The organism is Marinomonas aquiplantarum (assembly GCF_003314975.1).
GTDB lineage: Bacteria > Pseudomonadota > Gammaproteobacteria > Pseudomonadales > Marinomonadaceae > Marinomonas > Marinomonas aquiplantarum.
In genome coordinates, this window is sequence record NZ_QNRF01000013.1 from 19,284 (window position 1) to 41,726 (window position 22,443).

General features: G+C 45.3%; 17 protein-coding genes and 2 tRNA genes. 15 read left to right on the forward strand and 4 right to left on the reverse strand.

Going from position 1 to position 22,443, the window contains the following annotated elements:
- Positions 1-33: 33 nt before the first annotated feature.
- The gene (locus DFP76_RS16605) at positions 34-1,260 is read right to left on the reverse strand and encodes an EAL and HDOD domain-containing protein (RefSeq protein WP_113875687.1); all 1,227 of its coding nucleotides are present in this window, start codon (positions 1,258-1,260) and stop codon (positions 34-36) included.
- Between the two features lie 151 nt (positions 1,261-1,411).
- On the opposite strand from DFP76_RS16605, the gene DFP76_RS16610 reads away from it, so the two are divergent.
- The 8 genes from DFP76_RS16610 to DFP76_RS16645 all read left to right on the forward strand — a co-directional run bounded on the left by DFP76_RS16610 (position 1,412) and on the right by DFP76_RS16645 (position 13,339).
- A tRNA-Ala gene (locus tag DFP76_RS16610) sits at positions 1,412-1,487 on the forward strand.
- 68 nt (positions 1,488-1,555) lie between these two features.
- Positions 1,556-1,631: transfer RNA gene (locus DFP76_RS16615), tRNA-Ala, on the forward strand.
- Positions 1,632-1,729: 98 nt separating this feature from the next.
- Positions 1,730-5,083 carry an exodeoxyribonuclease V subunit gamma gene (gene recC / locus DFP76_RS16620; protein ID WP_113875688.1) on the forward strand — a complete coding sequence of 1,118 codons (3,354 nt, stop codon included), beginning with the start codon at positions 1,730-1,732 and terminating at the stop codon, positions 5,081-5,083.
- Entirely contained in the window at positions 5,080-8,772 is a 3,693-nt protein-coding gene (gene recB, locus DFP76_RS16625) for an exodeoxyribonuclease V subunit beta (RefSeq protein WP_113875689.1), read from the forward strand. The genes recC and recB overlap by 4 nt, the downstream gene beginning before the upstream one ends.
- Positions 8,759-10,669: an exodeoxyribonuclease V subunit alpha gene (gene recD / locus DFP76_RS16630; protein WP_113875690.1), complete on the forward strand. Its 1,911-nt coding sequence runs from the start codon at positions 8,759-8,761 to the stop codon at positions 10,667-10,669. Before recB ends, recD begins: the two co-directional genes overlap by 14 nt.
- A gap of 175 nt (positions 10,670-10,844) precedes the next feature.
- Positions 10,845-11,852, forward strand: a complete 1,008-nt coding sequence (locus DFP76_RS16635; protein ID WP_113875691.1) for a tryptophan--tRNA ligase — start codon at positions 10,845-10,847, stop codon at positions 11,850-11,852.
- Positions 11,853-11,865: 13 nt separating this feature from the next.
- Positions 11,866-12,726 carry a Tim44 domain-containing protein gene (locus tag DFP76_RS16640; RefSeq protein ID WP_113875692.1) on the forward strand — a complete coding sequence of 287 codons (861 nt, stop codon included), beginning with the start codon at positions 11,866-11,868 and terminating at the stop codon, positions 12,724-12,726.
- Between the two features lie 103 nt (positions 12,727-12,829).
- A complete protein-coding gene (locus DFP76_RS16645; RefSeq protein WP_245931961.1) occupies positions 12,830-13,339 on the forward strand; it encodes a chemotaxis protein CheW in 510 nt (169 codons plus the stop codon).
- A gap of 83 nt (positions 13,340-13,422) precedes the next feature.
- Here DFP76_RS16645 and DFP76_RS16650 read toward each other — a convergent pair whose 3' ends face one another.
- Positions 13,423-14,721, reverse strand: coding sequence for an inosine/guanosine kinase (locus DFP76_RS16650; RefSeq protein WP_113875693.1), 1,299 nt, complete (start codon positions 14,719-14,721; stop codon positions 13,423-13,425).
- 90 nt (positions 14,722-14,811) lie between these two features.
- On the opposite strand from DFP76_RS16650, the gene DFP76_RS16655 reads away from it, so the two are divergent.
- Both DFP76_RS16655 and trxB read left to right on the forward strand, forming a co-directional pair.
- Positions 14,812-15,582 carry a HesA/MoeB/ThiF family protein gene (locus DFP76_RS16655; protein WP_113875694.1) on the forward strand — a complete coding sequence of 257 codons (771 nt, stop codon included), beginning with the start codon at positions 14,812-14,814 and terminating at the stop codon, positions 15,580-15,582.
- Positions 15,583-15,708: 126 nt separating this feature from the next.
- Positions 15,709-16,662, forward strand: coding sequence for a thioredoxin-disulfide reductase (trxB, locus tag DFP76_RS16660; RefSeq protein WP_113875695.1), 954 nt, complete (start codon positions 15,709-15,711; stop codon positions 16,660-16,662).
- A gap of 169 nt (positions 16,663-16,831) precedes the next feature.
- On the opposite strand, the gene ppa is transcribed toward trxB, so the two are convergent.
- Positions 16,832-17,362 carry an inorganic diphosphatase gene (gene ppa, locus DFP76_RS16665; protein ID WP_113875696.1) on the reverse strand — a complete coding sequence of 177 codons (531 nt, stop codon included), beginning with the start codon at positions 17,360-17,362 and terminating at the stop codon, positions 16,832-16,834.
- Between the two features lie 212 nt (positions 17,363-17,574).
- On the opposite strand from ppa, the gene ihfB reads away from it, so the two are divergent.
- The 5 genes from ihfB (at position 17,575) to DFP76_RS16690 (ending at position 20,683) form a co-directional block, all read left to right on the forward strand.
- Positions 17,575-17,883, forward strand: a complete 309-nt coding sequence (ihfB, locus tag DFP76_RS16670; RefSeq protein ID WP_013797052.1) for an integration host factor subunit beta — start codon at positions 17,575-17,577, stop codon at positions 17,881-17,883.
- Positions 17,884-17,957: 74 nt separating this feature from the next.
- The gene (locus tag DFP76_RS16675) at positions 17,958-18,281 is read left to right on the forward strand and encodes a LapA family protein (RefSeq protein ID WP_113875697.1); all 324 of its coding nucleotides are present in this window, start codon (positions 17,958-17,960) and stop codon (positions 18,279-18,281) included.
- Positions 18,282-18,286: 5 nt separating this feature from the next.
- Positions 18,287-19,465 (forward strand): lipopolysaccharide assembly protein LapB, encoded by a 1,179-nt coding sequence (lapB, locus tag DFP76_RS16680; RefSeq protein WP_113875698.1) that lies wholly within the window; start codon positions 18,287-18,289, stop codon positions 19,463-19,465.
- A 77-nt stretch (positions 19,466-19,542) separates the two neighbouring features.
- Entirely contained in the window at positions 19,543-20,244 is a 702-nt protein-coding gene (gene pyrF / locus DFP76_RS16685) for an orotidine-5'-phosphate decarboxylase (RefSeq protein WP_113875699.1), read from the forward strand.
- Between the two features lie 130 nt (positions 20,245-20,374).
- Entirely contained in the window at positions 20,375-20,683 is a 309-nt protein-coding gene (locus tag DFP76_RS16690) for a ComEA family DNA-binding protein (RefSeq protein WP_113875700.1), read from the forward strand.
- 23 nt (positions 20,684-20,706) lie between these two features.
- On the opposite strand, the gene DFP76_RS16695 is transcribed toward DFP76_RS16690, so the two are convergent.
- A complete protein-coding gene (locus DFP76_RS16695) occupies positions 20,707-22,443 on the reverse strand; it encodes a SulP family inorganic anion transporter (RefSeq protein WP_113875701.1) in 1,737 nt (578 codons plus the stop codon).

Consider the following 22,443-nt stretch of genomic DNA (forward strand, 5'->3'; position numbering starts at 1 on the left):
TTCTTTGGCTGTCAATTGTTTAACGAAAAATAATTAACAAATTGACTGCATGACCTCTTCAGACCACAACATGGCATCAATAAACGCTCGATTTAACTCAGAGAGTTGTGCTTTGTTGAGCGTTTCGATGTTTTGCCATTGCTGATCTTCGCAGCTTAAAGTCAGTATCAAATAGTGCCCCAACTTGCCAGATTGATGAAGAATGGCTTCGAGCACGCCGTTTTCCAAAGCAGTTTGCTCAAGTATCACTTGCTTCTCAACATTAAACACAGCATCAATGCCAGACATAAGACCGACCATAAAAGCGGATTCCGATAATGACCCATGGTCCTTTTCCGCGAGCAGTTGGCAGCATCTGGCGCGGGTTAACAATACTTTTAGTAGCGCGTTAGGCTGTGATGTGGAGGAAGTTAAAGTAATTAATAACGCCCATCGTTTTAGTTTAACCAAACCTAAAAAGATAACAGCCTCTTTGATTGAGATAACTTTTTTCGCAATCCCGCAAACAGGGCTGTTAAGAATTCTGAGTAATTGATAAGACAGCTTAGGGTTCTTTGCAACCAATTGAGAAATGTCATCAATACTAATGTCTTTATTTTGCAGAGCATTGACGAGTTCAATGGCACCATGGGTTGCCGAATCAATTTTTTTGCCTTTGATGAGCTCAGGGCGCTGTAAGAAATACCCTTGGAAGAGGTCAAAACCGAGTTTTTTACAAAGCTCAAACATGGCTTCGTTTTCCACTTTTTCTGCCAGTAATACCATCCCACGACGTTTTAACGCAGCAATCTCTGCCATGTATTTTTCAGGTGGGGTTGAAAGGACATCAATTTTGACAATGGAAACCCAAGGTAATAAAGCCTCATAGTCTGCTTCAAATTGGTAATCATCCAAAGCAAAGCGATAGCCTGCTGATCGCCACTTTTCGACCGCTTGATAAAACTCGGGAGTGAGTCGCTGACTTTCTAAAATTTCAATGTAAACCGTGTCATGGTCGATTGGAAAAAAGGCATCCGATAGCATGAGCTCAGTGGTCATGTTGACGAAAAATGGCTTTCTCAGTTGTGATTCTATCTTTGTAATACCAATACAGAGGTTAACAAGAACTTGGCTAGTTGCTAATTCACCATCTGAAAATTGCGCTTTTTGGGCATCCATTCCACGGAATAACAGTTCATAACCAAAAATCTCTTTGTTGCGTTTGAGAATAGGTTGCTGAGCCATCATTAAGTCATCTAACACCGTGGGAAAGTTGATCATATACTGCTCTAGGGTTACTTCTTAAGATTTATCTAATGATACCAACTTTTGATGTGGTGCTCTAAGTTTTTAATTTTAGAATCGTATCAAATATTCGCTATAAAGCATTGACAGGAAACATTCGCCCCCATAAAATTCTGCGCTGTTTTATGGGGCTATAGCTCAGCTGGGAGAGCGCTTGCATGGCATGCAAGAGGTCAGCGGTTCGATCCCGCTTAGCTCCACCATAAAACACTTCCCTTAAGGTTTCTGATTGTTCGAAGGAAACTGTCTGCAAAGCGCAATCGCGTGATGTGGGGCTATAGCTCAGCTGGGAGAGCGCTTGCATGGCATGCAAGAGGTCAGCGGTTCGATCCCGCTTAGCTCCACCAAACTATCTTTGTCCGGCTTAATTCTTATTGTTTTGTTGTGGTATTCTTACCTCTTTATGACTTTGCATTGTGGCGATAAATGTCGTTAAGGATTCGGAATGTTTCGGCTATATACAGGTAATCGGTTAGAGGATCTGGCCGTCTTGCTGGCAAAAATCCTCGCGGTGTCGCCGCCAGATAACCCATTTGATGATGAACACATTCTGGTGCAGAACCCAGGCATGGCCCAGTGGTTAAAAATGCGCTTGGCGGAATCACATTCCATTTCGGCTGGGTTAACCTTTCCTCTGCCATCAACTTTTGTTTGGCACACCTTTAAGCAAGCCTTGTCTGATATCCCTTCACAGAGTGAGTTTAATAAGCCGTTTTTAGTTTGGCGATTAATGCGCATTTTAGACGCGAGGTTAGCTGAACCAGAATTTGCGGCGTTAGCCTGGTATCTCAGCGAGGATGACAGTCAGGTTCGACGTTTTCAACTGTGCAGTAGCATTGCGGATATTTACGATCAATACCTAGTATATCGACCCGATTGGATTGCCGCCTGGGAAGCCAGTCATGTTGATGATCCATTTTTACAGCAGCATTTTTCAGAACAGCCTTGGCAAGCCATTCTATGGCGCGATCTTGTCTCGGACATCAGCCAACAAGGTGCCTCACTTTATCATCGCGGTAACTTAATCGAAGCCCTAACGGAAGCCTGTGCATCTGGTTCACGACCCAGTGGCGTGCCGGAGCGAATCTTTATTTTTGGTGTGTCGTCCTTGCCGCCCAATACCCTAGAGTCCCTTCGAGTGTTGGCGGATTCTGGTTGGATTGAGGTGCATTTATTTCTCCAGACCCCGTGTCGTTTTTACTGGGGTGATGTGGTGGATAAGCATTATCTTGGCCGTGAAATAAAGCGTCAGAATGTAAAGCCAGGTTTGCGGTTAGATGCATTACACCTTGATGCTAACCCTTTGCTCGCCAGTTGGGGGCGCTTAGGACGAGATTACATAGGTCAGTTACAAGACATTGCCAACGATGAACTAGACGTCTTTGAAGACTATCAAACCGCCGATCGTTCGGGACTTTTGCAGTGGGTTCAGCAGGATGTTTTAACGCTTGAAAACCATGGCGCGCAACAAGAAACCGATATCCATCTAAGTAACAGTCGCTATCGGCATCCAATCGGAGCTGATGATCAGAGCATTCGCGTGCATGTGTGTCACAGTCCACTACGCGAAGTGGAAGTCTTGCACGATCAGTTGCTTGATATGTTTGAGCGTGACCCACAGCTGACGCCAAAAGACATCATTGTCATGCTGCCGGATGTGAATACCTACAGCCCGTTTGTTCGTGCCGTGTTTGGTCAAGCGGAAGGTCGCAAACACATTCCATTTGCGCTGATTGATCAATCTGGTGGTATGGAAAATCCCATTGTCGAAGCGTATTTGTATCTGTTGGGATTGGGTGAAAGCCGTTTTACCTTGTCGGAATTGATCAGTGTTTTAGAAGTGCCAGCGGTGATGGCTCGCTTTGACCTTTCTGCTCATGAGCTGGATCGAATCCGTCAATGGTCTGTGGAAGTAGGCATTCGTTGGGGATTGGATGAACACACAGCGCAACAACATAACCTGCCTAAACAAGCTTCCCATACCTGGCTAAACGGTGTTCGCCGTATGTTGCTGGGCTATGCCATGGGCCACGATCATATTTGGCAAGAAACTCTGAGTTATGGCGATGTTGAAGGTTTAGAAGCCGCGGTCGCTGGTAAGCTTGCTGAATTTTTGGCGTTGATACATCAAGCACAAGAGAGCTTACAACAAGCACTGCAACCGAGTGGTTGGGTGCAAACCTTATATGCCTTGGCGGACGATTTTTTCTTACTGGAAGAGCAGGATACATTCAGAGAGTTATTGTCGAATCAGCTCGATGCGTTAATGTCAGAGTGGCAGCATGCCCAATTTGATGACGTCTTAGATCAGTTGGTGATCAGGCAATTGCTCGCGCCAAGGCTACAAGAGTCACAAGGCAGTCAGCGATTTTTAGCCGGTCGAGTCAACTTCTGCACCTTGATGCCAATGCGTTCAGTGCCGTTTAAAGTGATTTGTGTTTTGGGGTTAAACGAGGGCGATTATCCTCGGAGTGTGGCACCGATGGGCTTTGATTTAATGGTTGGCCATTATCGCAGTGGTGACCGTAGTCGTCGTGAAGACGACAAATATCTTTTCCTAGAAGCCTTAATGTCTGCTCGAGAAGTATTTTACTTGAGTTATGTTGGCCGCAGTATTCAGGACAACAGTGAGAAAAATCCATCTATCTTGTTGAGCGAATTGCTGGAGTACTTAGGTCAGAGTTGTGTCTTCGATGAGGATCAAGACCTTGTACCTGATAAGGCGCAACAGGCTTTCTTACAGAAAGTGGTGACAGAACACCCATTACAGCCTTTCAACCGATTGTATTATCAAGCGAACAAGAGTCCGTCTGCTTTTTACAGTTTTAATCAGCATTGGCTGCCTGCCTTGATGACGAAGAAACAAGAGGTTGAGCGAGATGTTTCTCCTTTAGCCATGTTTGAGCAAGGTAACGCCACATTAGCATTAGATGAAATAGTGCGCTTTATGAGTCATCCGACGCGTTATTTTACTCAGCGTCGACTGAAAGCTTACCTGTCCTTAAAAGAAGAGCAGGAGCTGGAAGACGAACCCTTTGCTCTTGATGGTTTAACGGGTTATCAGTTAAAAGATGCCTTATTGCAAGCCATGTTGAATGGTGAAGAACAGACGTTTTTACAGCGTTTAGTATTGACCGGCGTGATGCCGTACGGTGCGTTTGGCCGCTTATCTTTAGCGCAAAGTCAGCAGCAATGTCGTCAGCTCTATCAAGTTCTGCAAGGATATGATTTGGCTCAGTTACCGCCCTTAGAAGTGAATTTGCCTTTGGGCGCTTTGACCTTGCAAACTTGGTTAGACATGCCTACGGCCACCACGCGTTTGTCCTATCGTATGGGGGACGTGTCTGCCAATCAAAAAATGCGTTTTTGGATTGAGCATTTGGCCTTGTGTGCACAAGGTACCGCCAAGCAACATCATCTGATTAATCTGTTGAAAACGGGTAAGCTGCTTGAACATGAGTTTGTCATATTGCCACCCAACGAGGCTCAAGCGCATCTGCTTGAGCTGACGACTTTATTGCAATCTGGTTTGTCGCAGCCTTTGCCCCTTCCCGCAAAAAGTGCCGATGCTTGGTGTAAAAGCTATTGTGCCAGTAAAACCGCCGAAGACCATGATGCGGCGTGGGAGCAGGCTTTAAAAACCTATCAAGAAAGCAGTAGCGCATTTACTTCAAGCGAAGTGGAAGATGCTTATTGGCAACGTTATTTTCCAGATTTAACCGCTCACAAAGCTCATTTTGTGAGCCTTTGTGAGCAGGTTTGGTTGCCCATGCATCGACATTTGGAGCAAGCAGAATGACCGATATTGATCATCTACAAAACCGACCCGAAACGCTTGATGCCATGTCGTTTCCTTTGTTCGGCAAACGTCTTATTGAAGCCAGTGCAGGGACAGGGAAAACCTATACCATTGCCAACTTGTATTTGCGTTTATTGGTGCCAACGGGTCAGCTAGGGGATTTAGAGCGGCCATTAACGGTCGATCAAATTCTGGTGGTGACCTTTACCGAAGCGGCCACGGCGGAATTAAAAGCGCGAATTCGAGCTCGTATTCGGGGCGCCCGAAAAGCCTTAATGTTGCAGCAGAGTGACGATGTTTTTCTGTCCCAGTGGCTCAATGTGATGACGGCAGAACAGCAAGCGGATGCCATAGAAAAACTGCTTTATGCTGAGAAGCAAATGGATGAAGCAGCGGTGTTTACCATTCATGGATTTTGTCAGCGCATGCTCAGTCAAAATGCCTTTGAAAGTCGCATGTTGTTTCAGCAAACCATTGAAACGGACGAGCAGGCTCCGCTTGCGATGGCGGTGAAGGATGTTTGGCGGCGTGTGTTTTATCCGATGAGTGACAGTAAAGCGGCATTGGTAAAGCCCATTTGGGCAACACCAGACGCTTTGCTGCGTGATTTATACCTGTTGAATAATCAGCCCGACGCTAAGGTGTCGGCGCCAGATTATGATTGGGAAGCGGCTTTACAAAGGGCTCAGCAGCAAATACAAATCGTTCGTGAAACTTGGCTGGAACAGTCACAAGATATCATTGATGCATTAGAAAACAGTGGCATTAAACGTAATTTCTGGCGCAAGGACCCTGCGAAAGATATATCGGCGATGCAGCAGTGGGCGACATCTGGGCATTTTGAATTGGATAAATGCTTGGAAAAGTTTGATGCTGATGAACACGCAACGCGCATCAGCAAAGGCGGGGAGGCACCGCAGCATTCTTTCTTTGGGCTGGTGGCCGAATTGCGACAAGTTTTTCCCGAAGCCGGTAAGCTCAAAGCGGTACTCTTAGTGTCCTTGTGGCAACAGGTGAAAGAGCGCATGACTGAGTGGAAACGCGCCACTCAATCTCTGACTTTTACGGACTTGCTAACCTCCTTGGATCAGGCATTGACGCAAGACGATAGCGGCAAGTTAGCACAGCGGATTCGTCAGCTTTATCCTATCGCGCTTATTGATGAGTTTCAGGATACGGATGCGGTGCAATATCGTATTTTTTCTGAGGTTTACCAGCCAGCCAGCACCGAACAAACTAGTCTTGGTTTGATTATGATTGGTGACCCTAAGCAAGCCATTTATGCCTTTCGCGGGGCCGATATTTATACCTATCTAGCGGCCAAAAAACAGGTCGATGCTGTTTATTCGCTGGCCACTAATTACCGTTCATCTGCCGCCATGATTCAGTCCGTCAATGGGTTGTTTAGCACGCAAGACTCTCCGTTTCGTGTGTCTGGCATTCCTTTTGTGGCGGTACAAGATCGTGGTGTGGCTGGGCAATTTCAGCGCCACGAAGAAACACAAGCGGCCTTGCAATTTTTGTATCAAGCGTCAGACGAGCCAGTAACACCAAAAGACTATCGTGAGCAGATGGCCGACGCTTGTGCCGCCCACTTGCATGAGTTGTTATTAGCTGGGCAGCAGCAACAAGCGACAGTGTCGGGTCAAGGCATGCGGCCTCAGGACGTGGCTTTACTGGTGACGAATTTCAGCCAAGCCAATGCGTTAAAAGACGCCCTTCGTCAACGTGGCATTGCCAGCGTGTATTTGAGTGACAAAGGCTCGGTATTTGAAACGGTTGAGGCCAGAGAATTGTTAATCGTCTTAACGGCGATTCTGTCTAATGGGCAAGAAGGCAAGTTGCGTTCGGCGTTGGCGACCAGTTTGGTGGATTGGTCTTTGTTGGAACTAGACACTTTAAATCATGACGATGTGGTGTACGAAAAGTGGGTGCAGGCTTTCCAAGGGTATTTAACCTTGTGGGAGCAGCAAGGTTTATTGCCCATGCTGCGTGTTTTTATGCAGGACGTGAACCTAGCTCCCAACATGCTGCGACATGTAGACGGCGAAAGACGACTCACAGACTTTTTGCATCTTACTGAAAAGCTTCAAGAAAAGTCCTTGGAATTGGATTCGAAAGAAGGTGTTTTGCGCTATCTTCGTTTGTCTATCCAGTCGCCAAATGGCAACAGTGATGAGCAAAAAATTCGTTTGGAAACAGACGCCGAATTGGTGCGCATTGTGACCATTCACAAGAGTAAAGGCTTGGAATACCCCATAGTGTATTTGCCCTTTGCTTTGACGCCTTATCAGGATAGGGAAAAGTCAGCCCTTTATCATGATGCGCAGCAGCAATTATGGATTGCGATCGACCCTGATGAAACTCAGACCGAGCAACACAAAGAAGAATTGTATGCTGCGGAAATTCGCTTGGCCTATGTGGCATTAACTCGCTCTAAAGAAGCTTGTTTTATTGGTTGTATGGACGTTGGTAAAAAAGCGACTAAGAGTCGAGACGCGTCTTTAGATGTGCATTTAAGCGGTGTCGGTGCACTATTGTCAGAAGGTGAAGCCTTCGCCGCTGGGGATTTATACCCAAGTCTGATGCGATTGTGTGAGACACATTCTCCGGAACAAATGAAACTTGTGGATTTACCCGCAGAGCCTTTGGACTTACCTCGATTCGAAATGCAGCAAGCCACATTAGAATCTGCAAACGCACGTGAGTTTACGGGCAGAGTAGAAAGAGACTGGTGGATTGGCAGTTATTCGTCATTGGTGGTGGAAGACAAAGAGATTCGTGATGAAAGCTTACCCGGTTTAGATGAGTTGGTGACGGTCGAGCCAATAGACGCCATGTCAGCATCATTGCCAGAGCAAATTGTCGAGCCAACAGCAGAACCACAAGCGAACCGTTTTACCTTTCCAAGAGGTGCAGCGCCAGGAACCTTTTTGCATGATCTGCTAGAAGGAAAAGCTCTGCTTGAGGCGATTGAAAACCCTAGTTTTGCGGATCTGATCAAAACGAATCAGCAGGCTAATATGGCGGCTTATTACCAACGTACTGGCTTTCAAGAATGGCAGACGGTGTTAACCGAGTGGTTGCCAGACATCATACAAACAGAATTAGTGGCAGGAGCAACCTTGGCCACATTGCCTGTGTCGGCTTGCCGCAAAGAGATGGAGTTTTTCTTGCCTGTTAGCCATCTGAATGCATTGCAATTGGATGCGCTTGCCAGAACCCATGACCCTTTATCCAAGCAAGCACCAAGGATTCAAGATCGTCCCCTAAAAGGCATGTTGAAAGGTTTTATTGATCTATTGTTTGAATGGCAAGGTCGGTATTACGTGCTGGATTATAAGTCCAATTATTTGGGAGACGATGTTACAGACTACGGCGAAGAGGCATTAAAGCACGCGATGCTGGATCATCGTTATGATTTGCAATATCAACTCTACACCTTGGCGTTGCACCGGTTGCTACGACAACGTTTGCCTAACTATGATTATGAACAGCATATTGGCGGCGTGGTTTATGGTTTTTTACGCGGTATGTCACCACAAACAGAGACGGGCGTGTTCCGTACGCGTTTGACTCAGGCACACGTCAACGCCATGGATGACTTGTTCCAAGGCAAACCGACGGGTGAGAGTGACGACGGCGGTCAATCGACTTCTCAAGAGGCAATACAATATGGACTCTTCTAAGCAATTAGATTGGTTAAATGCTGATGCGGATCTTCTCGCTGAAGAGGTGCACTTCTTAACGGATTGGCGTAACCGAGGTGTATTAAAAGCCATTGACGTGCAGTGGATTGAGCAATTGGCGAGTCATGCCGGCGAATCTCATGCGGCCGTCTTAATGGCTGGGGCATTATCCAGTGCGGCACTGGGAGCTGGGCATATTTGTTTGGATTTGGCTGATGTCTGGTCACAGCCACCCGAAGGCATTCGTGCTAATGAGTTGCAGCAAGTCCTGATGACGTCAGGTGTGCATTCTGTTGAACAATGGTGTCAGCAGTTATGGCAATCAGACCTTGTTAGTCAGGCTCAAGCCATAACAGAAAAGCCGATGGTATTAGCGGGAACGCGCTTGTACCTTTATCGTTACTTTCAATATGAACAGTCGGTATTAGGTTATATAAACCGTCAAATTTCTGCGCCCACTTTGTCCTTCGACCATGCTTTGATTAGCACCTTGTTTCCTGCTGATAGTAACGAACTTGATTGGCAGAAAGTGGCGGTCGCCAATGCGGCAAGCTTGCCTTTCTCGGTGATTAGCGGTGGCCCAGGAACCGGCAAAACCACCACAGTGACCAAATTATTAGCCCTGCTGGTGGCGGAGTCTCAGCGTCAAGGTCAGAGACTGCGCATTGAACTGGCGGCTCCTACAGGGAAAGCGGCAGCTCGCTTGACCGAATCGATCGCCGGAGCCAAGGCATCTTTGCCGCTCAGTGACGACATTAAACATGCCATTCCAGAGCAGGCGAGTACGTTACATCGCTTGTTAGGGAGTGATTTTGGTCGCAGCCGCTTTAAGCATCATCATGATAATCCATTGCATCTGGATGTGTTGTTGGTTGACGAAGTGTCTATGGTCGATTTGCCGATGATGGCCAAGCTGATTGATGCTTTACCCAGTCATGCTCGTTTGATTTTGTTGGGTGATAAAGACCAGTTAGCCTCAGTTGAAGCAGGCAGTGTGCTGGGGGACTTGTCTTTTGGCATTGAGCAGGCCTATTTTCAACCGAATTGGGCGGACCATTTGTATGCTTGTACGGGAGAAGAGGTGACGCATTTTGCCAATGCGATGGCGCCACCGATCAGTCGAGTATTAACTTTATTACGTAAAAGTTATCGTTTTGATGCCAACAGTGGCATTGGTCATCTAGCGAAAGCCATGAACGCGGGGGATGCGAATCAAGTCATGGTATGTCTTGATCAAGATTATCAAGACGTGCAATGGCATGAACCGGATGATCATCAAACCAAGCCTGACATAGGGCGTTTAGCAAAAGGCTATGACGAGTATTGGCGAGCGGTTCGTGAAGGCGGTGACGTAAAAACGGTTTATCAGGCATTTTCTCAATACCAAATTCTGACCGCAGTACGACAAGGCGAGTTTGGGGTTGAGCATTTAAATGCGCATTTGGAGCAACATTTTTATCAACGCGGTTTGCTGCGTGATCCTCACCTTTGGTATCCGGGGAAAGCCATTATTCTGACTCGTAATGATGCAGCACTTGGGTTGTTTAATGGTGATATAGGCATTTGCTTAGCCGATGCAGAACAGCGGCTCAGGGTTTGGTTTATGCAACCAGATGGCGAGTTTGTTGGCTTGTTGCCTAGTCGATTAAATGAGTATGAAGTGGTGTTTGCCATGACGGTTCATAAATCTCAAGGCTCTGAATTCGCCGAGGTTGCCTTGGTATTGCCCATGACGCCATCGCCTGTTTTGACAAAAGAGCTGGTTTATACCGGCATTACGAGAGCGAAGCGACGGTTTACCTTGTGGGGCAGTCGTTCGTTAATTCGCTTGGCGGCGGAATCTCGTATTAAACGTCATTCGGGATTGCTTGAAGCGCTATGGGGGAACGGTCCGTAACGAAAGAAGTCGATGACTTGATTTTACGGCTTTTGACGCCATCAATAAGTAAAGCAAAAAAGTGTATGAAAACATTGAATTAAATATTCTATTGCAGGCAGTGCTAAAGCCGGGTTTTGTGATAAGGTAAGCGCACATTTTGACACTTTGTAAAGTAGGAAAAGAGTAAACAATAATGGCAAAAGAAATTGTTTTAACCGGTGTAACGACCACAGGCACGCCTCATCTAGGTAACTATGTGGGCGCGATTCGTCCAGCGATCGAAGCAAGCCGTCAAGAAAATACGGAATCTTATTTCTTTCTTGCGGACTACCATGCTTTGATCAAATGCCAAGATCCAGAGCGTGTGAAGCAGTCTCGTTTGGAAATTGCAGCGACTTGGCTGGCTTGTGGATTGGACACGGATAAAGCAACTTTCTATCGTCAGTCCGATATTCCTGAAATTACGGAATTGAATTGGTTACTGACTTGTGTGACAGCGAAAGGGTTGATGAACCGCGCACACGCTTACAAAGGGGCTGTAGACGAAAACCTAGCCAATGAACAGGATCCAGATTTTGGCATCACCATGGGACTGTTTTGTTACCCTGTGTTGATGGCGGCAGATATTCTTGCCTTTAATGCGCATAAAGTGCCGGTTGGACGCGATCAAATTCAACATATTGAGATGGCTCGTGATATTGCTGGTCGCTTTAACCATCTATTTGGTGAGCATTTTGTGTTACCAGAAGCGGTGGTTGGCGAAGAAGGATCGATCCTAAAAGGTCTTGACGGTCGTAAGATGAGTAAGAGTTACAACAACACGATTCCGTTGTTTGAAACTGAGAAAAAACTGCAAAAAGGTATTAATAAGATTAAAACCAATTTGTTGGAACCGGGTGAAGCGAAAGATCCAAATGATTCAACAGTATTTGATATTTACCAAGCGTTTGCGACGCCAGAACAAACGGCTGAGATGCGTCAAAAGTTTGCAGATGGTATTGCTTGGGGAGAAGCCAAGAAGGAACTATTTGCACTGGTGAATGGTCAATTAGGTGAGGCTCGTGAAAAATATCACGAATTAATGGCCAATCCTGCGTTTGTTGAAGAAGTATTACAGGCTGGGGCGGAGAAAGCTCGTACCCGCGCAAGAGAAAGTATTGTTAAATTGCGCAACGCAGTCGGTCTAGTGAATTTTAATTAAGCGGAGAGTAACATTGAAAACAACTGCATTTGCCATGTTTATGGCGTTTATTTTAGCAATCGGCGCTGGCGGTTACAGTGCTGAAGTGCAGGCTAAAAAATTTGGTGGTGGTAAAAGCTTTGGTAAAAGCTTTTCTATTTCTAAGCAAAAAAGTGCGACTAACTCGACTTCTAAAGCAACAAACAGCACCAATAGTTCGACTAAGAGTAAAGGTCTTTTAGGCGGTCTAGGTGGTGGTCTGTTAGGTGGTCTATTGGCGGGTGGTTTGTTTGCTGCCTTGCTAGGCAGTGGCGCTTTCGATGGAATTTCATTTGGCGATATCTTGTTATTTGCCTTGATTGGGTTCTTGATTTACAAGTTCTTCATCGCGCCAAAACGTCAAGCTGCGCAAGCACAGGCGCAAGCTGGTGGCATGTACCGTGATATGTCTGGTGCGTCTCAACCAACGCAACCAAGTGCTATGCCAGGGTTGTCCGGTTTTGGTGGCATGCCAGAAATGCAGTTGCCACCTGGTTTTGATGAGCAAGCGTTTGTAGCGGAAGCAAAGAACCATTATGTGTTGCTCCAAAAAGCTTGGGATGACAATAATTTTGATACCATCTTGGATTATGTCAGTCCTGAAATGTACAACATGTTGGTGACTGAGCGCGCGAAATATGGTGATAATAAACCAGCGACAGAAGTGGTTTCTTTGATGGTCGAGTTAGTACGCGGTGAAATCTCTGGCGCCACTGCATCGATTTCGTTGCAATTCTCAGGATGGATTAAAGAGGGTAACGAAACCTCTGAAACAAATGAAATTTGGCATTTAGAGAAAAATCTGTCTTCTGCAAGCGGTAACTGGGTTATCGTTGGTATACAACAAGACAACTAATTGTTACTTAAATTAGCTCGAAGACTCATCATAACTTGGCTATGCTAAGGCCTATGATGAGTTAAAGAGTATTTCTTTATTAAATTGAATATGGATATGAGCCATGTCGGAATTAGCACCTATTAACGAAACGGGTAAAGGTTTATCTGAAAGCAAGAAAGGTGAATTGCTTCAGTACCTTACTTTTAAACTGATTGACGAAACATACGGCATTAACGTCATGCAGATTAAGGAAGTTTTGCGTTACAGCGAAATTGCTCCTGTTCCGGGTGCGCCTTCTTATGTGCTTGGTATCGTTAACTTGCGTGGTAACGTCGTCACAGTCGTGGACACACGTGTTCGCTTCAGTCTGCCAGAATGTACTATTACTGATGATACTCGTATCATTATTGTCGAGCATGATGGTGAGCAGATTGGTCTGCTGGTTGATGCCGTGCAAGAAGTCTTCTATCTGTATCAAGGTGAGATTGAACAGAGTCCTAGCGTTGGTAATGATGAAGCCTTGATGTTTATTCAAGGGGTTTACCAAAAAGAGGAAGAGCTGGTTATCTTGCTGGAATTGGATCGCATGTTTGAGCGTAATGATGCGCTTGGCATTGAAGCAATGAGTTAATCGCGAAAGCGGGTTAACGAAAAAAGCCATGCAGATGAGAGTCTGCATGGCTTTTTTGCGTTTAGAGTGACTGAACTTTACCGTTATCTTTCCCAGTAGGCTTCTTCTAAGCTGTCTTCACGCTCAGGCAAACCACGAGATAGGCGTGGTGCATTTTGCACCAAAATTTCATAACTCACTCGGTTCGAATATTTACAAATCTGAGCGAACGATGAATAGGCCAGAAAAGGTGCCGCGTGTTTACTGGAGTTCGGTAAGCTGTCTTTATGAAAGTGATTGGCTGAGATATCGTGCAGTAAAGCCGATAACGCGCCGTCACCTGCGCCGTTGGTATTGCGGATTTTTTCAGGCCCACCCATGTAAGGGTCGATATGAGAAAAGACCTTGATTGGGTTTTGGCACGCCGAACGTAACATGGGACGGCTGAATTCCCAGCGATTGAAATCCGCAAGGCGACCAGACTTAATTGGGTTTGTGGTTTCGCGTTTTACCGTATCGTCCGTGTGACCGCATAGATACATGCCATCAGGGCCTGCTGTTAATAACACAATATCAACGTATTCGAGAATTTGATCGGCCGCTTGTAGGGGATCAGATAAGCCAGTTAGCGCCTCGGCTTCGAGCTCATTCATGGCGAGGACATTGACATGACGTTTGATCAGGTCCAGTAATTCGTCCTTATTTTCTTCCACAAGATGCTTGGTTCCAAGGGTGAGCACCGTCGGCACTTGATGTCGATGCGCATGCTCTAACGCGGTCAGCATGGCTTGTTTAATGGGTTTTCCTTGGTGACGTAAAGGATAAGCGCAAGTAACCAGTGCAGCACTACCTGCAATGATGTGCTCAGGAATGTGTTCTGCATTGAGCTCATCCATGTCGCCAGGAGCAATAGCAAAGGTACGTTCCCCATCTGGCGTGATTAAGGTGATGCCTCGACCTATGTCGCCAGACACGCCTTGTAAATGGTTCATGTCCACCTTACTGCTGGTATGACAAATATAGTGATAAGCAGGAGAGCCTAGGGTTATATTGGCTGACATCACGCCGAGCAACACAGACTTATCATCGGCAAGGACAGAGTAATTATGAATGGTATTGCCGATGGTGCCGCCAGCAAAGTGGTCCGAAATACAGCCTTGAGCAGCCAGTTCACGATAGATGGCTGATGCCGTATCAGTATCTACTAGGTTGGATAACCCTTTGTGGATGCTAAACTGCGATAGAAATTCATCGGATACATTGGCCACAACATCAACAATGGTTTCGTCCAACCCAACAATGTAGGTATCTTTATCCGGTTGCACATCAATGGATGGTAAGATGGGCTTAGGTTGAGATACGGGAAAGTAGTGCTTGAGTTTACGTCTGCCGGGGAATTTCATGCTGTTTGCTCATCGAATGGGTTAATAAAGAGATTTTAGCAAAAAATTGACCACTCGGGCAGAATCAATCATAAGAAAAGTAAGGTGAACATGAACGAAATTGAGTTAGACCGTTATAGTCGTCAACTATTGCTTGCGGACTTTGATGTAGAAGGTCAGCTTAGATTAAAGCAGGCAAAAGTGCTGATTGTCGGCTTGGGGGGATTAGGAAACATCGCAGCGACTTATTTGGCAACATCCGGTGTGGGTCATTTGTTGTTGGCGGATGATGATCGTATTGAAAACAGCAATCTGCCGCGCCAAGTCTTATATGAAGAAAGCCAGATTGGGCGAACAAAGGTCGAGGCGGCGGTGAGTCAGTTACGAGCCAAAAATGCCAGCACAGAATTTGACATGATTGAACAAAGATTGTCGGACGAAAACCTGCAAAAAGTGATTGCAGACGTGGATGCGGTACTTGATTGCACTGATAATTTCACCACGCGACAAGCTATTAACAGAGCGTGTTGGCAGTTGAAAACCCCCTTAATTAGTGCGGCTGCGATTCGTTGGGAGGGGCAATTAGTCAGCTTCTTGTATGATCAGCAAGATTCACCTTGTTATGAATGCTTATACCCCGCGTTATCTGACCAAGCATTAAGTTGTAATGAAAGTGGTATATTGTCGCCAGTTGTTGGCTTGCTTGGGGTTTATCAAGCTTTAGAAGCCATTAAAGTGGTGAGTCAGTGCGGCATCGTCAAACACGGTTCATTGAAGTTGTTTGATGGTTTTCAAGCAAGCTGGCGAGAGATGCAATTAACGCAAGATCCAGCGTGCAATGTTTGTTCAGAAAAGACGAGTATGGTGGTTGAAAAGTCATAGATAAGCCCTATTTCAGTAATTAATATTTTTCGTTAAGTATTTTGTGTATTTTTCGGTAGAATTCACCACAACATTTCGCTGATAGATCTGTCTATCGAGCAAACATTTAATTACAGGAGCAACAACATGAGCGATGTGAAACACGCTAAATTAATGATTTTAGGTTCAGGACCTGCTGGTTATACGGCCGCTGTATACGCTGCTCGTGCGAACCTGAATCCTGTAATGATCACCGGTATGCAAATGGGTGGTCAGCTGACCACAACAACAGAAGTGGATAACTGGCCGGGTGATGATCAAGGCGTGCAAGGTCCAGAGTTAATGGAGCGCATGCGTAAGCACGCAGAGCGTTTTGAAACGGAAATTATTTTTGATCATGTGAACAAAGTTGATTTGCAAAACCGTCCATTCCGTTTGGAAGGTGACAGTGGTGTATACACTTGTGACGCGCTTATCATTTCCACTGGCGCTAGTGCTCAATACCTAGGTCTTGAAAGCGAAAGCAAATTCATGGGACAAGGTGTATCAGCTTGCGCAACTTGTGATGGCTTCTTTTACCGTAATCAAGATGTTGCGGTGATTGGTGGTGGTAATACAGCCGTTGAAGAAGCGTTATACCTAGCCAATATTGCAAAGTCTGTGACTGTCATTCACCGTCGTGACAAATTCCGTTCAGAAAAAATTCTGGCCGATAAACTGTTGGAAAAAGCAGCGAATGGCAATGTGAAAATTGAATGGCATTCGGAACTAGATGAAGTATTAGGTGATGGCACTGGGGTTACTGGTGTACGTATTAAGAATAACCAAACAGGTGAGATGAAAGATCTTGCTGTAGCTGGTTTGTTTGTGGCGATTGGTCACAAGCCAAATACCGATATTTTCCAAGGCCAATTGGACATGAAAGACGGCTATTTGAAAGTTCAGTCTGGTACACAAGGTAATGCGACACAAACTAGTGTTGAAGGTGTGTTTGCTGCCGGTGATGTCAGCGATCATATCTACCGTCAAGCCATTACCTCTGCTGGAACGGGCTGTATGGCGGCATTGGATGCTGAACGTTACTTAGATTCACAAGAGTAAGCGATTGTATGCCTATCAGGTGATTATGTCTGGTGGGCTTTTCAGTTTAATCAACTGTGCTGTTTCATAGGCAATAAAAAAACCGATCGTAAAAAGATCGGTTTTTTTTCGTCCGTTATTGCTGAAACGCTTGTTGAAGATAAACAAGCGGCCAGCGAAAAACATCGTATTACTGTGCGTTGTAAGCTTCTACGCCTTCAACAATGGCTTTGCGAGCTTCTTCTGCGCTTGCCCAACCTTCCACTTTTACCCACTTACCTTCTTCCAGTTTTTTGTAGTTCTCGAAGAAGTGTTCGATTTGGTCACGAAGTAATTGTGGGATGTCGTTCACATCTTGAATGTGACCGTATTCTTTGCTTAGTTTTTCGTGTGGTACAGCAACCAGTTTTGCATCCATACCGGCTTCGTCAGACATGTTCAATACACCCACTGGACGGCAACGAATAACAGAACCTGGTACAACTGGGTAAGGTGTGATCACCAATACGTCAACTGGGTCACCATCGTCTGCTAATGTGTGGTTAACATAGCCATAGTTGGCAGGGTAGAACATAGGTGCAGTCATAAAACGGTCTACGATAAGCGCATCCATGTCTTTGTCGACTTCGTATTTAACTGGATTTGCTTGCGCTGGAATTTCGATAATGACATTGATGTCGTTTGGTGCGTCTTTACCCGCTGGAATATTGCTGTAGCTCATTATTTTTCTTCCGATCTGGTTGAATATGGGCGCTATTATAAAAGCTAGCTTGTTCAGATGCTAGTTGTAGAGCCAAGTGAAAAACTATTATTCGTCTTAAGGATTGAATAAAATGGGTAAAAATTGGCGTAATAAGCTATAACTTATTGCTTTCTTTCCAGATTTAGCTAGTCTTACATAATACTGGTCAAATATTAGACGCGAGGACGGTAATGACAAAATCTGAGCTGATAGAACTGCTTATCGATCAGCAATCTCATTTGCCTGTTAAAGAGGTTGAACAAGCCATTAAAGCAATGTTGGAGCATATGTCCGACTCTTTAGCGAATGGTGAGCGTATTGAGATTCGTGGTTTCGGTAGTTTTTCATTGCATTATCGAGCACCAAGAATCGGTCGTAACCCTAAAACAGGTGAATCGGTTGAATTAAGCGCCAAGTATGTCCCTCATTTTAAGCCTGGCAAGGAATTACGTGAGTTAGTTAATGAATCGTCAGAGTCAACGGCGAACGAACTCAACTAATTTACATCTAATACCTCGAAATTTTTCAGCTATCACGGCATAATATCGCCATTCTATTCTCGATAGGTTGTTTTATGCTTAAATGGCTGAAAAGAGTTATCTATACGGTTCTTGTGCTGTTCTTCCTTGCGGTGGGGATATTTTTCGCTATCCGTAATCCACAACTTATCCATCTTGATTTGGTCTTCTGGCAAGGCCCAGAGCTGAGTGTTGCACTCTACATCATCTTGGCGTTTACCGTCGGAGCTTGTATTGCCTTGTTGGTTAGTTCCGTTGCTTACCTGCGCAGCGAACGCCAAATTCGAGTGTTAAGCCGAAAATATGAAAAGGCGCGTGATGAAGTTGATGCCCTTAGAAAAGCGTCCATTACTAAAGAGTTGTCGGTAGGGAAGGAGTAACGGCGTTGACCGAAGTCGGCTTGTTCCTAGTATTGTTTGTCGCACTCTTTGTCGGTTGGACAATGGGGCGTAAAACGCCGACTAAAAAAAACAGCCCTCTTAAAAAATCCATTCCTAACGATTACTTTCGTGGTTTAAATCATTTACTAAATGATCAGCACAGCGAAGCCATTGACGCTTTTGTTGACTCTTTGGAAGTTAATTCAGAAACCTTTGATATTCACTTAACCCTTGGCAACTTATTTCGTAAGAAAGGTGAGATTCAAAAAGCCATTAACATTCACCAGAATCTATTAGCCCGTCCTGAAATCTCTCAACGAGAAATGCGCATGGTGCAACTTGAGCTTGCCAGTGACTTTATGTCGGCGGGTTTATTGGACCGAGCTGGACGTTTGCTGCTGAATATGGCTTCAACCGCCAGAAAAAGTGAGTTTCAACCGAAGATTCTTACCTTGTTAGTGGATTTGTATGAGTTTGAACAAAGCTGGGACAAAGCCATTCAAATTGGCTCAGAGTTGGTCAAAGAGACGGCCAGCAAAAAAGAGATAAAACGGTTAGGGCATTTTCATTGTGAAATGGCGCAAGAGCTGCAAAAGAAAGAGCAATGGAAGCCAGCCTACCAAGAATACAAACAGGCCTTAGAGGTGGATCCTAGTTGCGTTCGCGCCAGTATTGGTGCCGCGGATGTATTGAAAAAACAAAACCGCTATCGAGATGCCATTAAAGAGCTTAAGCATGCTGCAGAACAGGACAGTGATTTTGTGTCTGTGATTATTCCGCAACTAAAAGAATGCTATCAGAGAATCTGGGGTAGCGGCGGATACATCAAATTTTTACAAGAACAGAATGAGAAGAAACCTTCCACCACCTTGATCATGGCGTTGGTCGAACATTATATGGAAAATGACCGTGAATACGCGGAGATGTTTCTCGTCGAACAGTTAAGAAAACACCCTACGATTAAAGGCTTTAAAGAGCTGATCAACATACAGATAGCCGACTCTCAAGGTTATAACCAGCAGCATTTATCGGTTCTGTATGAGTTGATTGATCAGTTGGTTCAGGCCAAACATAAGTATCAATGTCGCCAGTGTGGTTTTTCAGGCCATCAACTGCATTGGCAATGCCCGAGCTGTAAAACCTGGGGTGTTGTGAAACCCATTCATGGTTTAGAAGGCGAATAAAGTCGCTTTTGAAGCCACTAAGTTACTAGAAAGATACGACAAGTACCTTTGCTTGTCACAGCATAAGAGGACACTAAATGAGCTGCCAATCCCCAATCGTAGTTGCCCTAGATTTTCCAACCATGGCGCAATCTATCGAGATGGCAAAGCGACTTGATCCGAACCAATGTCGAGTTAAAGTCGGTAAAGAATTATTCACCACGTCTGGCCCAGCCATTTTAGAGGAATTGCATAAATTAAATTTTGAGATTTTTCTCGATTTAAAATTTCACGACATTCCAAATACCGTTGCCAATGCTGTCAGTGTGGCTGCCAAATCGGGAGTGTGGATGGTGAATGTACACGCGTCTGGTGGCCGTCGAATGATGGAAGCCTCCGCGAATGCGTTACAGCAGTTGCCAGATCAAAACACCTTATTGATTGCTGTGACCGTATTAACCAGCATGGATCAGTCTGATTTAAGCGAAATCGGTATTGATTTGACGCCAGAACAGCATGTGAAACGTTTGGCGGCATTAGCAAAATCCTCTGGAATGGATGGTGTTGTTTGCTCGGCGCAAGAGTCACAGATGCTATCCTCCGAATTGGGTAAAGACTTTGTGTTGGTCACCCCTGGTATTCGTCCAGCTGGCTCTGATCAAGGTGATCAGAAACGTATTATGACGCCAGCCGAAGCTATGGTAGCTGGCAGTCATTATCTTGTTGTTGGGCGTCCAATCACGCAAGCAGCGGATCCAATGGCGGTGTTAACAGAAGTGAATCAGAGCTTAGGGCTTTAAACGACTGTTCAACACATCTTGAAGTTCGATAAAAAAGCTTTTACTCTAAAACCGCTCACTGATTAAAATCTAATCAGTGAGCGGTTTTTTATTGGCATGATGCCAGTGTTAACTTGAAAAGGATCTTTATATGAAAACCCTACTAAAAAAGCTCGGTTCGAGTATTGCTTATTGTGTTGTCACCCTTTCTTTGTGTTTTTCGACATTGCTCATGGCGGCTTCGCCTTTGGATATTAATATTGGTACCGCGGATCAGTTTGCGGCAATTATGTCGGGAGTCGGTCAGAAAAAAGCGGAAGCCATAGTGGCTTACCGTGAAGCCAATGGGCCCTTTACGTCTGTTGATCAATTGGTTGAAGTAAAAGGCATTGGTCATGCCTTATTGCAGCGTAATAGGGCGCTTATCCAAGTGTCTGAAGTGACAGAAGAGGCGCAGTAGCGTGTCTTTCAGGGTGAGTGCCTTTACTCACCCTGATGTTGTGCTTCGATAGGATGGCTTAATGCTTGTATGGCCTGATGTTGAGTTAAAAATATCTGTCCTGTTAAGTTTGTTATTAAGGTTGACTGGCGAAGTTTGTCCATCACAGGCCCTTTTATTTCCGAGAAATGCAGTGTTACTCCAGCTGAGTTAAGGCGATCAGAAATGGTTTCTAAACTGTCTAGCGCACTGGCATCAATCATGTTTACCGCACTGCACATCAGCACAATGTGTTTCACATCTTTTTGTTGGGCAATGAGGCTCAACACATAATCTTCTAATACTCTCGCATTGGCAAAGAAAAGGTTTTCATCGATTCGGATGGTGACAATGTTAGGAGTCGTTTCAACTTGATAGCGTTGAACATTACGAAAATGCTCAGTGCCTGGGACACGGCCGACCACGGCGATATGAGGATGGCTGGTGTGCCACAGGAAAAACAATAAGGACAGGCTAATGCCGACGATGATGCCAGTTTCCATACCAACAAATAACACCACGAAAAAGGTCGCCGCTAAAGCTAAGGCTTCTTGTTTGGAAAAGTGATAAATGCGAATGAAATCTTTTACATCGACCAACTGTAAAATCGCCACAATAATACTGGCAGCCAGAACCGCATTGGGTAGGTAATAAAAAAGTGGCGTTAAAAAGAACAACACAAGCAGCATGAATAAAGCGGTTAGAATTCCGGCCATCGGCGTTTTGGCGCCAGCACTGGTGTTGACCACGGTACGAGAAAAGCCTCCCGTTACAGGAAAAGCCCCGCTTAAGGCGGAAGCGATGTTAGCGGCGCCTAAGCCAAATAATTCTTGGTTAGGTTGAATGTCTTCTTTACGTTTGGCGGCAAAGGATTGTGCGACTGACACCGAACCGACAAATCCCACCACACTGATTAAAAATGCCCCGGGCAGTAAAGCCCATAAGGTGTCTGTTTCTAGGCTGGTGAAGTCAATAGAAGGCAAGGCTAGATGAATCTGACCAACGATTTTAACGCCTTGTTGATCCAGTGACAGCAAGGCCACACACACAGTGGTAAGTACCACTACCAAAACTGGACCGGCTTTGCTCAGTAAGTTGGCGGTTTCAGACGATAGTCCCAGCGTTTTTAAGATTTTACTTAGGTATTTTTTAAAAAAGACTAATAAACCAACCACCAAGCTACTGATGATGAATGTTGGCAAATTAATCTCATCGGCGTGACGCAGCATGTCTTGGGTGAGTTCAATCAGGTTATTGCCATGCGCCTGAATACCCAGCAGATGTTTGAGCTGGCCAACCGCAATCAAGATGGCTGAGGCACTGATAAAACCAGAGATAACAGGGTGACTTAATAAATTGGTCAAAAAGCCCATTTTTAATAGGCTCATTAATACTAGAAAGACCCCTGATACAAACGCCAATAGAATGGCCAAGCTAACGTAAGCATCGCTGCCGGGCATGGCCAAAGGCAAAATAACAGAGGCTGTCACCATTGATGTAATGGCGACAGGGCCTACTGCTAAACTACGGCTGGTGCCCAGTAAGGAATAGACAATGGATGGCAATATACTGGCATATAAGCCCAAATAAGCGGGAAGTCCGGCCAGTATGGCATAGCCCATACTTTGTGGTATCAGCAAAATAGTCGCAATAAAACTGGCCATGCCGTCTGTGGCAAGGTCCTTACGAGAATACTGTCTTAACCATGCCATGGCAGGTAAGCCGCGACCCAATATTTTCAT

What these genes read in the sequence shown, in the direction of transcription:
- DFP76_RS16605 (WP_113875687.1), bottom strand. Translation starts at nt 1,260, where the DNA reads ATGATCAACTTTCCCACGGTGTTAGATGACTTAATGATGGCTCAGCAA.
- recC (WP_113875688.1), top strand. Translation starts at nt 1,730, where the DNA reads ATGTTTCGGCTATATACAGGTAATCGGTTAGAGGATCTGGCCGTCTTG.
- recB (WP_113875689.1), top strand. Translation starts at nt 5,080, where the DNA reads ATGACCGATATTGATCATCTACAAAACCGACCCGAAACGCTTGATGCC.
- recD (WP_113875690.1), top strand. Translation starts at nt 8,759, where the DNA reads ATGGACTCTTCTAAGCAATTAGATTGGTTAAATGCTGATGCGGATCTT.
- DFP76_RS16635 (WP_113875691.1), top strand. Translation starts at nt 10,845, where the DNA reads ATGGCAAAAGAAATTGTTTTAACCGGTGTAACGACCACAGGCACGCCT.
- DFP76_RS16645 (WP_245931961.1), top strand. Translation starts at nt 12,830, where the DNA reads ATGTCGGAATTAGCACCTATTAACGAAACGGGTAAAGGTTTATCTGAA.
- DFP76_RS16650 (WP_113875693.1), bottom strand. Translation starts at nt 14,721, where the DNA reads ATGAAATTCCCCGGCAGACGTAAACTCAAGCACTACTTTCCCGTATCT.
- DFP76_RS16655 (WP_113875694.1), top strand. Translation starts at nt 14,812, where the DNA reads ATGAACGAAATTGAGTTAGACCGTTATAGTCGTCAACTATTGCTTGCG.
- trxB (WP_113875695.1), top strand. Translation starts at nt 15,709, where the DNA reads ATGAGCGATGTGAAACACGCTAAATTAATGATTTTAGGTTCAGGACCT.
- ppa (WP_113875696.1), bottom strand. Translation starts at nt 17,362, where the DNA reads ATGAGCTACAGCAATATTCCAGCGGGTAAAGACGCACCAAACGACATC.
- ihfB (WP_013797052.1), top strand. Translation starts at nt 17,575, where the DNA reads ATGACAAAATCTGAGCTGATAGAACTGCTTATCGATCAGCAATCTCAT.
- DFP76_RS16675 (WP_113875697.1), top strand. Translation starts at nt 17,958, where the DNA reads ATGCTTAAATGGCTGAAAAGAGTTATCTATACGGTTCTTGTGCTGTTC.
- pyrF (WP_113875699.1), top strand. Translation starts at nt 19,543, where the DNA reads ATGAGCTGCCAATCCCCAATCGTAGTTGCCCTAGATTTTCCAACCATG.
- DFP76_RS16690 (WP_113875700.1), top strand. Translation starts at nt 20,375, where the DNA reads ATGAAAACCCTACTAAAAAAGCTCGGTTCGAGTATTGCTTATTGTGTT.
- DFP76_RS16695 (WP_113875701.1), bottom strand. Translation starts at nt 22,443, where the DNA reads ATGAAAATATTGGGTCGCGGCTTACCTGCCATGGCATGGTTAAGACAG.